Source organism: Pseudoneobacillus rhizosphaerae (assembly GCF_917563885.1).
Taxonomy (GTDB): domain Bacteria; phylum Bacillota; class Bacilli; order Bacillales; family Cytobacillaceae; genus Pseudoneobacillus; species Pseudoneobacillus rhizosphaerae.
In genome coordinates, this window is the sequence record NZ_CAKJTG010000005.1 from 1 (window position 1) to 18555 (window position 18555).

The window sequence follows — 18555 nt, forward strand, 5'->3', positions numbered from 1 at the left end:
ACTAGGTGCTCGGGTTGCTCCCCAGCATTGCCCTATCCCCCTAGTAGGTAAGAGCACATTGTTTAAAGTATAGTCTTTCAATAATTAATTTAATCATTTACACAAAATAATTTACACTCCCGAATCCTTCCGTCTATTTAAGCTATTTTCAGTGCTATTTCGTAATTAAGAGAGTTTTCTCCGCTTATTTAACAAACCATGCTGATTTTCTCATCTCTTGGTCCTTTAGGTTCGCTCTTTATTTAAAATTATCTGTGTCAAAGAATCCATAATAAATGAAAAAGGCGTGTCAAATCTGTTGTCAGATTGCACGCCTTTTTCATTGCCATTTATAGGATTTCTTATAAGAAACTTCCTATATCCCTTCCAAAAGGGGTCTAATTCGTTTTTTGTTCGATATTCTTTTTCATCTCCACCCTAGCATTACCCATGAAAAATACTGTTACTGCAGCCAATGCAATTGGGATTAAAGCAAGTAAAAAAGTATAAGTGATGGAATGGGACATCGCTCCGATAATTTTGTCTAGAACCAATTCAGGGATTTGTTCCCGTTGACCGGATTTAAATATCTGCTGGGGATCATTGAAATTTAACATCCCCCCACCATTATTCATTCCTTTAAATGACTCCTTTAAATCACTAGTAAACACCTTGTTTTGAATGGTTCCAAAGATAGTTATACCAAGTGTCATTCCAAAAGAACGTAGAAAAGAATTAGTTGAGTTAGCTGAGCCTCGATAACGAGGGTCTAACTTATGAATTGTCGCTGTTGGTAATAAAGAGAATGAGAATCCCATTCCGAATCCAACAATAATTAAGTAAACTGTTAATAGAGCTCTCGAAGTTTCAGGCCCAATTCCTGAAAGAAGAAACATTCCAAGAAAATAAGCAATTACAGATATCGTCATCAGATTTCGATAGGTTGTTTTTGTTTGAAAAATACCTCCTACTGCGCTTCCTGCTACTGAGCCTAGCATCATAGGAGTTAGGACAAAACCTGCACTTTTTGCAGAACCACCATAAACAGCTTGAACAAAAATAGGTATAAAAACAGCTAAGATAACAAAGGTGCCACCATACAAAATAGCTAATATTTGAGAAGTCGCAAATAACCGATTTTTAAACATCCAAAAGGATATTATCGGGTCTTTTGCCTTAGTTTCTACAAATAGGAAGACTATGAAAAAAAGACCAAAAATCATTAATAAGCTAATAATTGGAATCGAATTCCAATTAAATTCTTTTCCACCTAACTCAAGTGCAAACATTAGACTAACAACAGCCACAACAAGAGTGATTGCACCCCCCCAGTCAATTTTTTGCTTCGAATGTTCTGGCGATTCATGATAATATTTGATAATCAAAAATAATGATACAATTCCAATTGGGACGTTTATATAAAACACCCAATGCCAACTAAATAGATCTGTTATGTATGCTCCTAAAAGTGGTCCCATTACACTCGATAATCCAAATACCGCTCCTAATAATCCAGTCATTTTTCCACGTTTTTCTGGTGGGAAAAGATCAAATACAATCGTAAAAGCAATCGGCATTAAGGCACCGCCGCCTATACCTTGAATGGCTCGATAAATACTTAATTGTTCTATGCTTTGCGCAACACCACAAAGGGCAGATCCAATTAAAAATACGGATAAACCAAAAATAAAAAAGCGCTTTCTTCCATACATATCAGAAAGCTTACCGAAAATTGGCATACCAGCCATCACTGCAACCATATAAGCGGATGTGACCCAAACAAATTTGTCAAATCCCCCTAAGTCAGCTACTATCGTTCCCATCGCAGTTGCTACAATGGTATTATCCATTGCAGACATGAAAATTCCAAGCAATAATCCAGTAATAACTAGTTTAAGATTACTTTCCTGATTAACCATTCATTCCCCCACTTTCCTAAACAAATTGAAAAGTCTAACAAATATTTAAAGAATAAACGAAGTATTGGAGAAATGCAATTATTTATTTTTCTAGAGAAATTCATTGGAAATATAAATAATAAAAGGCTAAAATTCTTTATTAATGAATTTTTAGCCTTTTCCCATCCATTTTATATAGCTTTTATAGTTAGAGACTAATTTGGACTTTGATTAATAATCAAATTAGTTATTTTCCATTTTTAACATCCACATATTACCGCTATTCCAATACCTTTTCTGAGTATTAAAGTTTTGTGTTGCTCTTCTTCTACTACTTCTTCTAGTATCGCGTCCACCACGTCTTGTTGATCTTCTAGTACTGCGACGGCGGGTGCTTCTTGATCCCCTTCTGGTTGATCTTCTTGTGCTACGACGGGTAGATCGGTTTCCTCTTCGTGTAGATCTTCTGGTTGTGCGACGGGTCGTTCTTCTGGTTGTACGACACTTACAAGTCGTTCTTCTGGTTGTTCTACGAGTTGTACGGCACTTACGAGTCGTTCTTCTGGTTGTCCGTCTTGTTGTACGACATTTACGAGTCGTTCTTCTGGTTGTTCGGCGAGTCGTACGACATCTACGTATGGTTCTTCTGGTTGTTCGGCGAGTCGTACGGCATCTGCGTGTGGTTCTTCTTGTTGTTCGGCGAGTGGTTCTGCCTCTTCTTCTTGTTGTTCTTCTGGTTGTTCGGCGGGTGGTTCTGCACACGCGAGTAGTTCTTCTGGTGGTGCGTCTCGTCGTACGGCATTTACGAGTTGTTCTTCTTGTTGTACGTCTTGTCGTACGACATTCACGTGTTGTTCTTCTTGTTGTCCGGCTCGTTGTACGACATTCACGTGTGGTTCTTCTTGTTGTCCGGCTCGTCGTACGGCATCTTCGCGTTGTTCTTCTTGTTGTCCGACGAGTTGTACGACCTCCTACATTTCCAGTTCTTCCAGTCGAGCGTCCACATCCGCAAGTGGACCGTCTAGTCGTTCTCCCTTGAACTTGACCAGTATCTCTAGTTGTACTGCATTTACGTGCAGTGCGCCCTTGTTCCCTTGGATCATTGTGCATAAAACTAGTTAGCCCAGCATTTGCTGCTTCATCAGCAGCGCGTCTTATATCATCCCTTCTAAACATAAACATAAAATCCTCCCTATTTTTAAATAGATATGCGATGTAGCCGTTACATCACATTCTCTTTATATAAAATACGTCTATGAAAGTTATTTGCCTTAGACAAACGTCCTATTTTTAAAAAAATAGACGCCTATCCATTTGTGACATTCCATTATTGGAATACATACAATTTATAGTGTATGTGCATAAAGGAGGTTACGTAATATGGGCCAAAGCCAGCTGCCTGTATACTATTTATTTATCCACCCAAATGATTTAAAGGAATTACGAGGTGATATTTGGTGTGAGGACCCTATTCAAGGAAGCTTAAAAATAAACAAAAAAAAATTGGATATCGACCTTTTATATAGAGGATCTCATACAAGAAAATTCAAAAAAAAATCCTATAATATTCGGTTTTACCAACCTAAGTTTTACCTTGGCTCAAAAGAAATACATTTAAATGCCGAGTATAAGGATATTTCATTAATGAGAAATAAGTTATCTTTCGACTTTTTCACTAGCATTGGTGTTTTAGCTCCCAAAGCCCAACATGTTTTCCTCCATTTAAATGGAAAACCTGAAGGATTATATTTACAACTTGAATCAGTTGATGAACAATTTTTCCAGAAAAGAAATTACCCCTTAGGTGCTGTATTTTACGCTGTCGATGGTGATGCCAATTTTTCACTATTAAGTGATTTAGATCAAGATGTGAAAGAATCATTAGATTTAGGGTATGAAATGAAATTTGGTACTGATGAGGATGTTGGTTATCTTCAAGAATTAATCTATAAAATAAATACTCTACCACGAAATGAATTTGAACAATCGATTCAAGATTATGTAAACGTAAACCAATATTTACGTTGGCTTGCAGGTGTTATTTTCACTCAAAATTATGATGGGTTTGTACACAATTACTCACTTATTCGCAATAAAGAGACTGGATTGTTTGAGGTTTCCCCGTGGGATTATGACGGCACTTGGGGAAGAGATGTGAATGGAAAAGTAATGGAATATGATTATGTGAGGATTGAAGGTTTCAACACACTAACTGCTCGTATTCTTGATATTGCTGCTTTTAGAAGTGAGTATCGAAGTATTATTGAACATATTTTAGTCAATGAATTCACTGTTGATTATATGAAACCGAAAATTGAAAATCTGTACAAACAACTTAGGCCTTACTTCTTAAAAGATCCGTATATCCAACATCTTATTTCTAAATTTGACCAAGAACCAGAGTTTATTCTCAATTTCATTAAGGATCGAAGTAGATATATTAGCGAAAATCTTCATAAATTGGAGTGAAAACATAGCCTTAAGTAGGCAAAAGTTGATATTTATATAAAATAGGCCATTTTATAGGGTCAATACCCCTACATGACACGTATATATAGAGTAGAAATTACCTATTATGATAATCGCCAAGGAGGAATATTAAAAATGTCGAGTAAAAATAAAAATTCATTAAGAAACTCTACTACTCAAGACGCTGCATACCATTCGTTTTTAGAGTCTCTAAAAGGTAAGGAGGTTACCATCTATCGCGGTGGCCCTGAATCAAAGTCTGGTGTACTTCTAGATGTACAATCAGATTTTGTTACTGTGTATGCTCAAAATAACAATAATAACAATAATAATAACGACAAAAATAAAAATAAAAACAATAATCAAAACAATGCACAAAACAACAACCAAGATAATAATCAAAATCAAAAAAACGTAGTTTACTATAACATTAGCCACATAGCCAGCATCAGTGAAAATTCTGTAAACAATTCGACTTTAAATCTCCAACAAGGAACAACAGAAACAGAAACACCGGAATTCGTTCAAGCTGAATCTTTTACAGGTGTTGTTGAACAATTAGAAGGCAAGTATGTTCAAATCAACCAAGGTGGTCCTGAATCTAAAAAAGGCTTAGTACTTGGTAACGTAGAAGATTTTATCGTCATCTTTACAGAAGACGATGGAGTTGTTTATTTTAATGTTCAGCACATTAAGAGCATAGCTGAAAATAACCAAAACAACCAAAATCAAAATAATGGAAATGTACAAATGACCCAAACCGTCGTACCTGATTATGAACAAGTAAATAGTTTCCATGAATTATTTGGACGCATGGCGCATAAGTGGATAGCCATTAACCGTGGTGGCCCAGAAGCTATGGAAGGTATTTTAGTAGAAAATGCGGGTGGACACTATACGTTAATTAATAATCAAGAAGTTATGCGAATTAATCCATACCACATTAAGAGCATTAGCTCAGGTCCAAAAGGTGCTTTAAAACAACAAAATCAAAATCAACAACAAGATCAAACCCAAAATCAAGATCAAAATCAACAACAAAATACTGAAGCTACGGCACAATCTGATAAAAATGAAAACAAATCAGAAGATAAGAGCAAAAGTAATTCCAAAAGTGGCAGTGGCAGTTCCAGAAGAGCTTCTAGAGAAAAAGTGGTAAAAACTATTGATTATGTATGGAAATCAAACTAAACCTAATTTCTAGCTGTTTTTCAAAGTCAGTGGTGCATTAGTCAAACTCAACTAGTGCACCTATTTTTTCTTAAATATTTTACAAAGGAGGGATTGTATTTGAAAGGCATTTCTAATTATATAGGAAAACAAGTCGATATCGAAATCACAGGAAAAACAACTTTCGTTGGTATCCTAATTGATGTAGGTCTTGATATCATTGTATTATTCGACGGTAAGCAATATTTATATATTCCTCTTCTCCATTTACACAATGTCAAAATTAGCAGTAATGAGCCAATTGAAATTATCCACCAAGACAAACAACCTTTTACAGATGATACTGATACCATTTCCTATCGAAAAACATTAAATAACGCTAAAGGAATCTTTGTTGAAATTTATGTGACTGGAAATAAATCCATTCATGGTTACATTACGAATATATTGAATGATTACTTTGTATTTTATTCCCCTGTTTACAAGACACTATTTATTTCGTTGCACCATTTAAAATGGGTGATTCCTTATTCTTCAAGCTTGACCCCATATACACTTAGCAACGAAGTTCTACCTGTTCAGCCATTAGGTATTCCACTATCCCGTACATTTGAAGATCAACTAAAAAAATATGAAGGCAGATTAGTCGTTTTTGATACAGGCGACCAGCCAGATAAAATTGGACTTGTTAAAAATATCCAAAATAATATTGTAGAGCTTGTGACTGCCAATGGAGAAACATTGTATTGGAAGCTGATTCATCTTAAATCAGCTCACCTACCGTAATGTATTAACTAAAAGGACCTATTAATGGGTCCTTTTAGACTGATCAATGAACATATACTAGTAACAACCAATAATACAAACAGAAGAGTGTAAAAATTAAGGTTGGAGGAATAACGATTAGGGTAGTTTTAATATATTTTTTCCATGAAATTTTAATTTTGTTTTTCTTCAAAATATGCATCCAGATAAGTGATGCCAACGTACCAATTGGAAGAATTAACGATCCAATATCACTCCCAATAATATTTGCTAAGTAAACTGTTTTTAACATAACAGGGTCCAGACCCATTTCTGTTAAAGCAATTGTACCAATCATTAAGGCTGGGTGGTTATTAAATAAGTTGGACAAAACGAAAATCAATATCCCCATCGTCAAACTTGCGTTTAAAAGACTTCCTTCAATCAGAATAGTTGTGTGTTTAATTAAAAATTGAGTTAATCCAATATTGTGCAACCCATATATAATTACATACATATTGAATGCAAAAACAAGAATATGCCAAGGTGTTTTCGTTAACATATCTTTTGGACTGATTTTTAAATAGAACCATCTCCAGACTAACAATATGATGGAACCAACCACTGCAACTAATGATATAGAAATATTAAAGTAAGAAGCTATGAATAGACTAGCTCTAATAAGAAATACAAATAACAATATTTTAATCATTAACTTATTTTGTGTATTTATATGATTGATCGAGTGACCTTTAAGTGGATGAGTTCTATCAAGGTTTTGTAAAGGAACCGAATCTGAATATAGTGGGATTTTTTTAGGGATATCCTTATTGAAGACGAAGAATAGTGCGGCAGCTAGAAATAATAAACCTAGTGTTCCTGGAACAAACATCAAGGCAGAATGAAGGTAAAGATCCATATCTACTATTTTGAGAGCTATAAGATTCACGATGTTGCTTACACCTATAGGAGCACTTGATGCGGTGGCAATTAATGCACCACTCAGAAGGTAAGGTATTTTTTGGTGGTTTTTTAACCCTAAATGTCTTAATATTAAAATTAGAATTGGGGTGGTTATTAAAATACTCCCATCATTGTTAAAAAATAAGGTCATTAAAAAACATAACAGCAACGTCAACCAAAACAATCGAACTCCTGACCCTTTTGATTTCTTTAATAACAGCAATGCGGTCCAATAAAAAAACCTAAAGCTTTCTAAAACAAGTGCCATTACAATCGTTGCCATAATTGTAATTGCAGCCCCGCTAACTTTCGTGCTGATATCTATTAAATCAGCAACCGAGACACTACCACTAAGAAATACGATCACAGCCCCAATTGTTGCTGGAATTGCTTCGTTCATTTCTTTAGGACGGATAAAAATGATGACCATCGTTAGAAAAAAAGCGAAAATCGTCATTATTACCGTGTATTCTTGAAACATAAAATTCCTATTCACTCCCTTCTTTGGAATGATCTTACAACAACTCAACCCTTGTCTATATCTATCAGTTGTACTGTATGTATACGTGTCTCATAGTAAAAATGTACTGAGCGAATATACCAATTTTGAATAAATCCGCTAATAACTAGTAGAAATCCCCCCTAAATAATGGCCTTCTAGGTGTTTGTCTTACTAGACTTTTGTACCTTAAAGAGATTTGCCCTAAAGACTATTGACTAGTAGGAGAATGATTAATATAAGACAAAGAAAAACAACCCAACCGATTGGCTGGGCTGTCTGAAATTTAGTTTTGATTATTTTTTAGTAACGTTAGCAGCTTGTGGTCCACGAGCTCCTTCAACAACTTCGAAAGAAACTTCTTGACCTTCTTCTAAAGATTTGAAACCTTCAGCTTGGATAGCAGAGAAATGAACAAATACATCGTTTCCATCTTCTGACTCAATAAACCCAAAACCTTTTTCTGCGTTAAACCATTTTACTTTACCTTTTTTCATAAAACTAAAATCCTCCTATTGGCAAGATTTTTGCCATGTGTAAAATTAACCAAAGACAACGTAAATGTATGAAGCATACAGCAACTACGAACTCTGCTAAAATAACAATCAATTAGATTATTATAAGGCTGCATACGATGCAAAGGTTATTATAATTTTAGCACTATTAGGATATTTTGTCAAGGTTTCCTATATGATATTGAACTTACCAGTCATACTAGTTTTATCCTTAAGCCTAACTAAATAGCGATTTTATAGCTTCAAATAAGGATATAAAAAAATCTTTAAGCTTTGATAAAAACCCTTTACCTTCTTCAGAATGCAAAAACTTCGATATCTTTTCTTTCGCTTTATCTAATTGATCTCCAACCTGATTCCAATCAATATTTAATTCTTTCATTTTGTTAAAAAGATCGATTAAGCTTTGAATTTGGTTTTCGGTTAAAGTTATCCCTACCTCACTAGCCGCTTGTTCAATAATAGCTCGTAGCTGTGCATCTGTTTCAGGAGCATTATCTGCTACTTTTTCTTTAATCTTTGCGATTAAAGCTGCCGCATTTTCTGAACCAATCTTATCCCCTAATTTGGCTGTTTCAACCATTTCTTGATTAGCTACTTGCTTTACCTCTTCAGGTATAACTTCATTAGAAGAAATTTCATAGGCTTTCATCAGCCCCGTTAATGCTGCTGTACCTGAGACTTGAAACGGTGCCACTACTTTTATTTTCGCATCTTTCACACCCGCAGTAATTAACGCATTCAAATACATTTCATCCGTGACCCAGTTAATATTTTCTGTCTCTACATCTAATCCTGTTCCTGTTGCCATATAGGTTATGGATGAGGAGGAAATAGCTCTCGTTCCTAGCTGGGCTTTCGGAATTAAGTCACCTAAGTACTTTCTTTCCTCAGCATTTGAAACAGTAATAATCTCTGTATTATCTGTAGCATCTAATTTCTTGAGGATTTGTTTCTCTTGCTCTTTACTCAAGTTTTCTCCAAGGGTAATAATCACATCACCTTCTGCTACATCGGCAAAAACGTAACTCGGTGAGAAAATCAAAAGCAAAACTAACAAGTTTGTAATAAAGCTCTTCTTCATTTCGAATCCTCCAATATTATGTTTTATTCCTATTAGTCCCTTAAAACAGATAAGAAAAATAATACTTATCCAAAAGTGGCATATCTCGTTAGTGTAATTTTATACGTATTAACAGTCATTTTCAATCAGTACTCCGCCCTAAACCTTTTATGTTTTTTCAGAATTTTCTTTTTTTATTACTTTACTACTGTTCACACATAAAGTATTTTGTTATGATTAGTGCAATTCGAATTACGGGAGGTGATCCATTGAAAAAATCGCTTACCCTTACATTGCTGCTATTCTTTTCTCTTGGACTAGGAGCTCAATTTTTAGTTGGACTCCCTGCAGACCACCTCAGTAGTAATGAATCTCTTAAGATTGTATTGAACGAGCAGTTTGATGAACCACTAGCTAATCTCAAAAATGATAATCATAAACTTTTTTCTTTGGTCCTTTCCATACTATCTGTGTATATCCTATTATCTGCCATTAAACACCCAAAATCCTTATTCGGATTCAGCTATTTAAGGAAGGAATTTTATACACCGATTTTTTATCAATCTAATTACGTGGTTATATCCTCTTTTGTTTTTATATAAAAACTAAGGAGGAATGAAAAATGTGGTTTAGAGCACTCATGATTGGCTTTTTTTCTATATCTGCCGCAAGTATGTTTCTATTTCAAGGAATTGAGTTCTACCATGCATTTGTAGAAACCTTTAAGAACAAATAACAAATGGGCTAAACCGTTTATTCGTTAACGGTTTAGCCTTTTATGTATTTGTATAATTAATTATTTTTTGTGAGGGTGGTTCCCCGGAAACGGCGTATTGACCCTTGTAAATTATATTTTTATATATGACGGACAAATAAAGCATTAAGATTTGAAGTCCATTCATAAAAAGCCCATTAGTTAAATGAGATTTAATAATTCCCATTTTTATTAAAAACCAATCAACACCCTTCATAAAAAGGAAAGATTGGATTTTCCCTTGCCAATTTGGTTTTTGATGGATGGTATAGGTCGTAAAAATTGAAATTATAAACCAATATAAAGTGGAAATGATAAAATGTTCTCTCCATGAGTAAATCTTTCCAAGTCCAAATCTAACCTTTCGAAGTACACCAAGTATATTTAACACACTTAACCCAGTAACCCAAGTCATCAATAAAAAGGATGTAAATAAAATGTTACTGTTTCCTTTTATCAAACCTTTGTACCAACTTTCGCTTATTTTAAAATAAAGGGGTATTAAAAAAACGGTATACATGGTTCTCCACCAATTATTTTTAAATACACCTAGTTTGATAAAAATTCTTTCGACAATAGCGAAATATATGGCGAACATCGCCTTTATTTTCCATCCGAATCCAAAAGAAGATATGAAAATAGATGCAAACGGCACAAAAACACCTTGTGATAAAAATGCTCCTAAAATATTGTCTAAATACTTTTTCTTAAATAAATTTGGTTTATATTCATATGAGTGAAATAAATTCAGGATAAAAAATTCAAAAAAGTAAGCAAATCCAATATTTGATAGCAATAAAATAAATAACGACTTTCGATTTTTATTTTTACCAAAAGTATAAATGAGTAAAGCGGTATGAATGACGAATAAAATAATAAATGGAAGAGTGTTTCTATTTACTACACGTTTCAAAAACATTCCTCCTCTCACTTTATATGGGATTATTATTTGAAAAATGTTTGAAAAACATTCCATTTCCTTGAACAAAATAAGAATGTTTTATTTTCTCTTAAATAAATTACCGGCAATATTATTGCAGAAACAAGTAAAATCATTCATAATATAACAAGTTGAGGTAGTAATTCTTATGGGGTTGATTGGGGTACTGGTGTCCTCCACGGTCTTCAAAACCGCTTGTGTCCTGCGTGCCAGGATAGCTGGGTTCGATTCCCAGGCAGTCCCGCCAAACTACATAATTATCCTATAAACAATTCGACATGTTGATTAGGTATCGTATACGAAAGGCCCTTCTTTATTAGCAGAAAGGCCTTTTTATATTTCATATGAACTTTTTTTATTTCCAACTATATTTACCATCACTAATATCTTGTATTTCATTCGAAGAATATATAAATAATCCCGTTCTTTGTGTTTGACCAGATAAAAACATCGCCTTCGCTACATTCCTTGCTTGAATTGGCTTATATTTGCGTAGGCTACCTACCATGGCTAACGATAAAATGGGACTCAAAATGATGGCCAACTTCTCACCAAATCTAAACTCTTCACGTTCTCCAAGTAATAAGGATGGCCTAAAAATATGTAAGTTTCGTATAGCTGAATTTCGAAGCTTCCCTTCTACTTCTCCTTTGACACGATTATAGAATACCTTCGAAGACTTATCTGCTCCCATTGCCGTGATAATAAGAAATTTTTCCACTGTATATTCTTCTGCAAGTTTCACTAAACCAATTGGATACTCATAATCTACTTTTCTAAAAGCTGCTTGTGACCCAGCCTTTTTAATCGTCGTCCCTAAACAACAGTAGACATCATTTACATTCAAATGCTCCTTATACTGATGGAGATTATCAAAATCCACAATAATTTGTTTAAGCTTAGGGTGATTGACTTTCAGAGGTTTTCGTGTAAAAACTTTAACTGACTCATATCTATCTTGCTCTAATAAAATTGTCAATAATTCACCACCGACTAATCCAGTGGCACCTACAAGTAGCGCTGATTTTTTCTTTTCAATAGTCATCATTTCCACTCCTACAGATCCCTCATATACATTCAGTTTAATGGACTTTAGCAAACTCTACAAATTTTGTCATGGTAAAATGAAGGAAAGTGATGAAGATCACCTTAAAAATAACGGAATGTAGGAGAGGAGCAGACTTAAGTCTGCTTTTTCTTGTATAAACCGATGAATCATGTCCAACACTCTTGTCATCCATTAAAAAATCAGTCTATAATATTGTTAATTACTAAATTGTAGGTGAGAAAATGTTAGAAGGCTGGTTTTTGTGGTTTATTCTATTCTGGATTGTTATTTTATTCGGTTCTTTCGCCATTGGCGGTTATTTTATGTTTAGGAAATTTCTAAAAAAACTTCCAAAAGAAGATGGAAAGTCGGTTATGGATTGGGAAGAACATTATGTAAAAGAAACTCGTCATTTATGGCCAGATGATCAAAAATTATTATTAGAAGATTTAGTGAGCCCAGTTCCAGAATTATTCAGAGATGTTGCCCGTCATAAAATAGCTGGTAAAATTGGTGAGCTTGCTTTAAAGGAAAAAGCCTCACGAATTACTCAAGAGCTCGTAATCAGAGGTTATATTCTCGCTACTCCTAAAAGGGATCATAAATTCTTAATTAAAAAGCTACGAGAAAAACATATCGAAATGACACCATATGAACATTTATTCTAAAAAAACGCACCTGCATGGGTGCGTTTCTTTATTGTTTATGTAATTGATTATGCAATTTACGAAAATTAAGAAACATCGCAATTCTCCACGGAACTATCATTCCAAATGCTAGTATCCAAAACATTCCACTAAGCTCACCATAGTCTATAGTTGTACTTAATACTGATTTCATGGCAATTCGAAGTACTAAGAGACCAATTAATATATACATAAATGCCTTTGATCTAATTAAATATACGTCATTATCTCTAATTTCAAATTTAGATGTTTTTACTAATAAAATAGAGAAGAGCATTCCCACAACTAATGCTTCCATTATTTCTAAAGGAGAAACTCGAAAATAAGGATGTAAAAACATAAGTGCCCCAGTACTCATAAAAATGGGAGGTAAAATAATTTTCTTTGCTGTCGCTGGTTTTTTTGCAGCTTTAACTCGGATGAACATGACGAGTATAGCCATGCCAATGGCACCAATCGAAGATGCAAGTACTAAGTTCATATCCATTCATCCTTTATCTTTGATATATCTACATTATATCGTAAATTATAGCGAGTAGATTCTTGAAATATTACAATATAAATACGAAGGTGCCACTTATCCTGGCACCTTCGTATCTATTTTACCCTTATTATTCTATTTTTGTAAAATTAAAAACCTGTAAATCCACCGAAAATCGGTGAGAGAATGGAAATGATTTTTGTCATCCAGTCAAAAAACAGAACAATCCCCATAACAATCATCACATAACCACCAATTTTGACTATTTTCACATTGTGTTTACGGATCCATTGCATTCTACCAATAAAGAATGAAAGAATGAAAAATGGAATAGCAAACCCTAATGAATAGGCAATCATATACAATACTCCTGATCCTGGGTTAGATGCTGCTAAAGCGATAACTGTCATTAATATCGGACCTGTACATGGAGTCCAGCCAGCAGCAAATGCCATCCCAATGACAGTTGAACCAATAAATCCAGTTGGACGATTTTTTATTTCAAATCGTCTTTCCTTCATAATAAATTCTGGTTTGAACACACCTACTACAATTAAACCAAATACAACAATAAAGATGGCACCCATTTGGCGAATAAGATCTTGATACTGTAAAAAAAACTGTCCAACAAATGAAGTCCCAAAGCCGATAGCGATAAAAATGATTGAAAACCCAATTAAGAAAAAGAGTGTATGAAGAAGACTTCTTTTTTGTAGCATCGCATTTTCACTTTTAAGTTCCCCTACTGACATTCCAGTGATATACGATAAAAACGCCGGATAAAGCGGAAGACAACAAGGCGAAATAAAGCTTAAAAACCCTGCAGCTAAGGCAAGAAAAATATTCACATCAGTCATATTAAACAGCTCCTAGTATTCACTTACGATATCTTACTCCATTCTACCAAATAATTCTTTAGTTTAATATTAAAAGGGTTGTGAATATTTTGTGACAAAAGTCACCATGAATCTAGCTTGTTTCTAACATATACATATATTAACAAAATATTATTGGGTATTTTTTTACAAATCTCTTTGAAGTTATTCCCAATATCCGCTATAATGGAAATCTAGTATCCAAATATATTCCTATTCAATGAGATACAGAGTTATGACTTACATGAAAGGAACATCTATTGTGAAAAAAAATGAGTTATTACATCTCATCGAACAAAAAAGAGCGGAACTTATTGAAGTAGTCAATCAAAATGGCTTTACTTCTTCCATCGCCATTCGCTATAGCCAAGAATTGGATCATCTTTTAAATGAGTATAACCGTATTTTTATAAAAAAAGTCTCATCCTATTAAAAAATCAGCTCAATATGTAACCATTGAGCTGATTTTTCATTTTATGAAACGGCATTCTCTGTTCTAACAACAGAACCATTCTGTAATAAAAACATTTTGTGGTAAAGACCTTTTTGAGCTAGTAGCTCTTGATGGGTGCCTCGTTCAACAATCTCACCTTGATGCATAACTAAGATTAAATCTGCATCTTGGATTGTGGATAGACGATGAGCAATGGCGATTGTAGTTCTCCCCTTCCTCATTCGCTCTAAAGCCGTTTGAATTGCTTCCTCTGTTTCCGTGTCAATATTTGCTGTTGCCTCATCCAGAACGAGAATCTTAGGGTTAGCTGCTATTGTTCTTGCAAAAGCAATAAGCTGTCTTTGTCCACTTGATAGAGTAGCCCCTCTTTCAACAACTTTATGTTGATACCTTTCATCTAACTTATCAATAAACGTATTTGCTTGAACAAATTGTGCAGCTGACTCTATTTGCGAATCCGAGATTCCTTCACTGTGCAAACGGATATTATCAGCTATTGTTCCATAAAACAAAAATGGATCTTGAAGAACTAATCCCATCTTATCTCTCAACTCAATTTTGTTATAGCTCTTAATTGAATCTCCATCAATGAGAATATCTCCCCTATCAAATTCGTAAAAACGCATAAGTAAATTAATAATCGAGCTTTTTCCACTGCCCGTATGTCCTACTAGGGCAACCGTTTGACCTGGTTCTGCCGTAAAGGAAATATTTTTTAACACATCTCTTTTTCCATCATAGGAAAAAGAAACATTTTTAACTTCAATTTTACCTGATTCAATGTTAAGCACTGAATCATTCTCCTGATTTGGAGCTAACTCATCTTCATCTAGTAATGTAAACACTCTAGATCCAGCCACAATGGCTTGTTGATAGAGTGAAAGACGCATCATCATATTATTGACGGGCTCAAAAAAACGATCCAAATAATTGATAAACGCATATAGCACACCAATTTCTACTGGAGACTCAAAGGATGAAATACCAAAAAAGCTTAAAACAATAATCAAAGCAGCTACAAAAACAAGATCGACAGCTGGTCGAAGCAATAAACCATCCACTTTAATATTTTTCATTCCAGCCTGATAATGCTCTTCATTAATTTTCCCAAATTCATTTCGTAACCGTTTTTCTTGGCGAAATACTTGAATGATCGCCATCCCCTGTAATGATTCACTTAATTTAGCATTAAGTTGACTTAGCCGTTCTCTTAAATCCTGATAAAAACGGGAACTGTATTTACGATAGGCTGTCATAATTAGAAAAATGACAGGTAAAATAAAGGTACAGAATAATGCAAGTTTTACATTAAGTACAAACATGGCAATAAAAATACCAGTTAGTAAAAATGCGCTTTGAATAAAGGTAGCAATGACTGTTACAAACATATCCTTAATCGCTTCAGTATCATTGGTAACACGTGAAACAATACTACCAGCAGGTGTTTTGTCAAAATATTTTAATCCTAAGGAATGTACCTTTGTAAACACATCTATTCTCAACTGTTGAATAATTTTTAAAGCTATTTCTTGAAACTTAAGTAATTGAAGATAAGAGACAATAACATTGGTAATTTGAAGTCCCATATATGCCGCCCCTAGGATAAATAGCGGTTTAAAAATTAAATTTCTAGGCGTTAAATAGTCATCTATAAAAATCTTTACTAGTATTGGCCCTAATATGTCAACTACTGTTGTAATTAATAATAAAGAGAACGCAAAGATAATTTTTTTACTATGAGGCTTTGTATAGGAAAGGAGGCGAAAAAGAACCTTTCTTTGTTCCCTTCCATTTAACACTTGATTCTTTTGCATCATTTTACCCTCCATGCTCCACAAGCTCTTCTAGCTGTTGTCTTTCATACATTTCTTTATACCAGCCATCCAGCTCCATCAACTCTAAATGGGAGCCTCTCTCAGTTATTCGACCCTCGTCTAACACAAGAATTAGATTAGCATGTTGAATAGCACTTAGGCGGTGCGCAGTGATGATAGTAGTCTTATCAACACGATTTTCCTTTAGAGCCTTAAGAATTTTTTCTTCTGTTTGGGCATCTACCGCAGATAGAGAATCATCTAAAACCAATACCTCAGCGTCCATTAAGATGGCTCTTGCAATGGAAATTCTTTGCTTTTGTCCACCCGATAATGAAACTCCTCTTTCTCCAACAAGCGTTCCATACCCTTCTGTGAATTGAAGAATATCCTGATGGATATGAGCCGTTGTAGCTGCAGCTTCAATGACTTCTTGGGAAACAAAAGGATTAGAGAACGCTATATTCTCTGCTATTGATGCAGAAAACAGAAAATGATCCTGTGGTACATAGCCAATTGCTTCTCTTAGTGATTCCATTTTATAACTTTCTAATGGATTTCCTCCAAAGTAAATTTCCCCTTTATAACCATCAAACTCTCGAATTAACAATTTTAGCAAAGTCGTTTTACCTGCTCCTGTTTTTCCAACAATACCAAGCGTCTGCCCTCTCTTTAGTGCAAAGAAGATATCTTTAAGTACAGGTTCTGTTTCTTTCGGATAAATAAATGATTCTAATGCATATTCAATATCACCAGTAGGTACTTTATTTAATGCATTTTGACTATCAGGCATTTCAATTTTTTCCATTAATAAATTATTTATTCTATCGTAAGAAGCTCGACCGCGCTCAACAATATTAAATAACCAACCAAAGGCAAGCATCGGCCAAATCAATAATCCTAAATACGATGTAAAAGAAACAAGTTGACCAATTGTCAATTCTCCATTAATGACAAATTTCGCCCCAAAAGAAAGGGAGAGGAAGAAAGAAATTCCAACAATGATTGAAATCGTGGGATCAAAAAGCGAGTCGACTTTAGCGACACTGATATTTTTTTGAACCACATCCTCTGACAATTTCTCAAAATCCTCAATATCTTCCATTTCCTGGCCAAATGTCTTAATAACCTTAATACCGGTTATACTTTCCTGTGTTTTATCATTTAGTGATGAAAAAGCCTCTTGAGCTTTGTGGAACCGCTTATGTAATAACGTTCCATACCAATTCGTTAACACTGCCATTAGCGGCAGTGGGATTAGCGCAATTAGTGTTAATTTCCAGCTAATTGTAAACGCCATTGCAATAATAACAAATCCACCTGTGGCTAAAGAATCCACAAAGGTTAGTACACCAGCACCTGCTGTTTGTTGAACGGCAGAAATATCATTGGTGGCATGTGCCATTAAATCTCCAACACGCTTTTTTTGATAAAAGGATTGGGACATGCTCGTGAAATGCTCATACAGTTTATTACGTAATTGCTTTGATAGTTTTACAGAAGAACCAAAAATCATAATTCTCCAATAATAACGAAGAACGTACATTGTAAGTCCCGCAAGTATTAGAAATGAGACATATTTTAATAAAGAAGCTTTTGTAATGGTCTCAGTTCTAATTAGATCCACGATAATACCTATAACCTTTGGCGGAACTAGCTGTAATAAAGCCACAAACATTAAGAGAGCAATCCCAGTTAGGTAGGCTTTTTTTTCTTGCTTAAAATACCACATTAAATCTAAAAACACTTTCATAAGAAACTTCCTCCATGTAAATACAGCAATGTTTGTAAAATAAAAAAACTTCAGCTAAATCAGTTTATCAAATATTCTTAAAATAAGGAAGATTTTTAGTTTACATATAAAAAAGCACTCATCTAAAAAAAAAGATGGAGTGCTCTTATGTTTATTACATTATTATTTTGATTGCTTGTTCATCGCTGTCATCATTTGGTTGATCTTTTTTTGCGATGGCTTTTGGCCCATTTGCATCATCATAACTTTTAACATTTGTTCATTAATTGGTGGATTTTTCTTTAAATAGCTCATCATGTAACGACGTGCTATGAAAAATCCTAGCGCTACACCAGCTACTAATGCTAGTACACCAACTAGAATAAGTTCCCACATACAAATACTTCCTCCTTCATGTTGTCTACCACATACAGTCTAGCAAAACCTAAGCTATTATACAATATCTCAATG

At 34.4% G+C, this 18555-nt stretch carries 18 protein-coding genes and 1 tRNA gene; 7 read left to right on the forward strand and 12 right to left on the reverse strand.

The features are described from left to right. Window positions 1-377: 377 nt before the first annotated feature. Window positions 378-1898 (reverse strand): MDR family MFS transporter, encoded by a 1521-nt coding sequence (locus tag LRP83_RS04915; protein ID WP_230495573.1) that lies wholly within the window; start codon window positions 1896-1898, stop codon window positions 378-380. Between the two features lie 239 nt (window positions 1899-2137). Continuing rightward, on the reverse strand, window positions 2138-2767 hold the full coding sequence (locus tag LRP83_RS04920; RefSeq protein ID WP_230495574.1) for a hypothetical protein: 630 nt from the start codon (window positions 2765-2767) through the stop codon (window positions 2138-2140). Window positions 2768-3257: 490 nt separating this feature from the next. On the opposite strand from LRP83_RS04920, the gene LRP83_RS04925 reads away from it, so the two are divergent. The 3 genes from LRP83_RS04925 (at window position 3258) to LRP83_RS04935 (ending at window position 6302) form a co-directional block, all read left to right on the forward strand. After that, entirely contained in the window at window positions 3258-4346 is a 1089-nt protein-coding gene (locus LRP83_RS04925) for a CotH kinase family protein (RefSeq protein WP_230495575.1), read from the forward strand. Window positions 4347-4481: 135 nt separating this feature from the next. Next, complete coding sequence (locus tag LRP83_RS04930) at window positions 4482-5537, forward strand: spore coat protein (protein ID WP_230495576.1); 1056 nt, start codon at window positions 4482-4484, stop codon at window positions 5535-5537. A gap of 99 nt (window positions 5538-5636) precedes the next feature. Then, entirely contained in the window at window positions 5637-6302 is a 666-nt protein-coding gene (locus LRP83_RS04935) for a DUF2642 domain-containing protein (protein ID WP_230495577.1), read from the forward strand. 43 nt (window positions 6303-6345) lie between these two features. On the opposite strand, the gene LRP83_RS04940 is transcribed toward LRP83_RS04935, so the two are convergent. The 3 genes from LRP83_RS04940 to LRP83_RS04950 form a co-directional block, all read right to left on the reverse strand. Continuing rightward, window positions 6346-7704 carry an arsenic transporter gene (locus LRP83_RS04940; protein ID WP_230495578.1) on the reverse strand — a complete coding sequence of 453 codons (1359 nt, stop codon included), beginning with the start codon at window positions 7702-7704 and terminating at the stop codon, window positions 6346-6348. 314 nt (window positions 7705-8018) lie between these two features. Beyond that, the gene (locus tag LRP83_RS04945; RefSeq protein ID WP_230495579.1) at window positions 8019-8219 is read right to left on the reverse strand and encodes a cold-shock protein; all 201 of its coding nucleotides are present in this window, start codon (window positions 8217-8219) and stop codon (window positions 8019-8021) included. 235 nt (window positions 8220-8454) lie between these two features. Beyond that, window positions 8455-9321 (reverse strand): DUF1002 domain-containing protein, encoded by an 867-nt coding sequence (locus tag LRP83_RS04950; protein WP_230495580.1) that lies wholly within the window; start codon window positions 9319-9321, stop codon window positions 8455-8457. Between the two features lie 248 nt (window positions 9322-9569). Here LRP83_RS04950 and LRP83_RS04955 point away from each other — a divergent pair, with 248 nt between their 5' ends. Continuing rightward, window positions 9570-9902, forward strand: coding sequence for a hypothetical protein (locus tag LRP83_RS04955; protein ID WP_230495581.1), 333 nt, complete (start codon window positions 9570-9572; stop codon window positions 9900-9902). A 174-nt stretch (window positions 9903-10076) separates the two neighbouring features. Here LRP83_RS04955 and LRP83_RS04960 read toward each other — a convergent pair whose 3' ends face one another. Continuing rightward, window positions 10077-10967, reverse strand: coding sequence for a hypothetical protein (locus LRP83_RS04960; RefSeq protein ID WP_230495582.1), 891 nt, complete (start codon window positions 10965-10967; stop codon window positions 10077-10079). Window positions 10968-11144: 177 nt separating this feature from the next. Here LRP83_RS04960 and LRP83_RS04965 point away from each other — a divergent pair. Next, window positions 11145-11241: transfer RNA gene (locus LRP83_RS04965), tRNA-Sec, on the forward strand. A 108-nt stretch (window positions 11242-11349) separates the two neighbouring features. Here the strand turns inward: LRP83_RS04965 and LRP83_RS04970 are convergent. Beyond that, on the reverse strand, window positions 11350-12042 hold the full coding sequence (locus tag LRP83_RS04970) for an oxidoreductase (protein ID WP_230495583.1): 693 nt from the start codon (window positions 12040-12042) through the stop codon (window positions 11350-11352). Between the two features lie 242 nt (window positions 12043-12284). Here LRP83_RS04970 and LRP83_RS04975 point away from each other — a divergent pair, with 242 nt between their 5' ends. Continuing rightward, window positions 12285-12710, forward strand: a complete 426-nt coding sequence (locus LRP83_RS04975; protein ID WP_230495584.1) for a DUF2621 domain-containing protein — start codon at window positions 12285-12287, stop codon at window positions 12708-12710. 28 nt (window positions 12711-12738) lie between these two features. Here LRP83_RS04975 and LRP83_RS04980 read toward each other — a convergent pair whose 3' ends face one another. Both LRP83_RS04980 and LRP83_RS04985 read right to left on the reverse strand, forming a co-directional pair. Continuing rightward, window positions 12739-13209, reverse strand: a complete 471-nt coding sequence (locus tag LRP83_RS04980) for a CcdC family protein (protein ID WP_230495585.1) — start codon at window positions 13207-13209, stop codon at window positions 12739-12741. A gap of 149 nt (window positions 13210-13358) precedes the next feature. After that, window positions 13359-14066, reverse strand: coding sequence for a cytochrome c biogenesis CcdA family protein (locus tag LRP83_RS04985; RefSeq protein WP_230495586.1), 708 nt, complete (start codon window positions 14064-14066; stop codon window positions 13359-13361). Between the two features lie 280 nt (window positions 14067-14346). On the opposite strand from LRP83_RS04985, the gene LRP83_RS04990 reads away from it, so the two are divergent. Then, window positions 14347-14517: an aspartyl-phosphate phosphatase Spo0E family protein gene (locus LRP83_RS04990; protein WP_230495784.1), complete on the forward strand. Its 171-nt coding sequence runs from the start codon at window positions 14347-14349 to the stop codon at window positions 14515-14517. A 41-nt stretch (window positions 14518-14558) separates the two neighbouring features. On the opposite strand, the gene LRP83_RS04995 is transcribed toward LRP83_RS04990, so the two are convergent. The 3 genes from LRP83_RS04995 to LRP83_RS05005 all read right to left on the reverse strand — a co-directional run bounded on the left by LRP83_RS04995 (window position 14559) and on the right by LRP83_RS05005 (window position 18486). Then, window positions 14559-16352, reverse strand: coding sequence for an ABC transporter ATP-binding protein (locus LRP83_RS04995; protein WP_230495785.1), 1794 nt, complete (start codon window positions 16350-16352; stop codon window positions 14559-14561). A gap of 4 nt (window positions 16353-16356) precedes the next feature. Continuing rightward, window positions 16357-18105, reverse strand: coding sequence for an ABC transporter transmembrane domain-containing protein (locus tag LRP83_RS05000; RefSeq protein WP_230495587.1), 1749 nt, complete (start codon window positions 18103-18105; stop codon window positions 16357-16359). Window positions 18106-18267: 162 nt separating this feature from the next. Further along, the gene (locus tag LRP83_RS05005) at window positions 18268-18486 is read right to left on the reverse strand and encodes a YneF family protein (protein WP_230495786.1); all 219 of its coding nucleotides are present in this window, start codon (window positions 18484-18486) and stop codon (window positions 18268-18270) included. Between the last annotated feature and the right edge of the window lie 69 nt (window positions 18487-18555).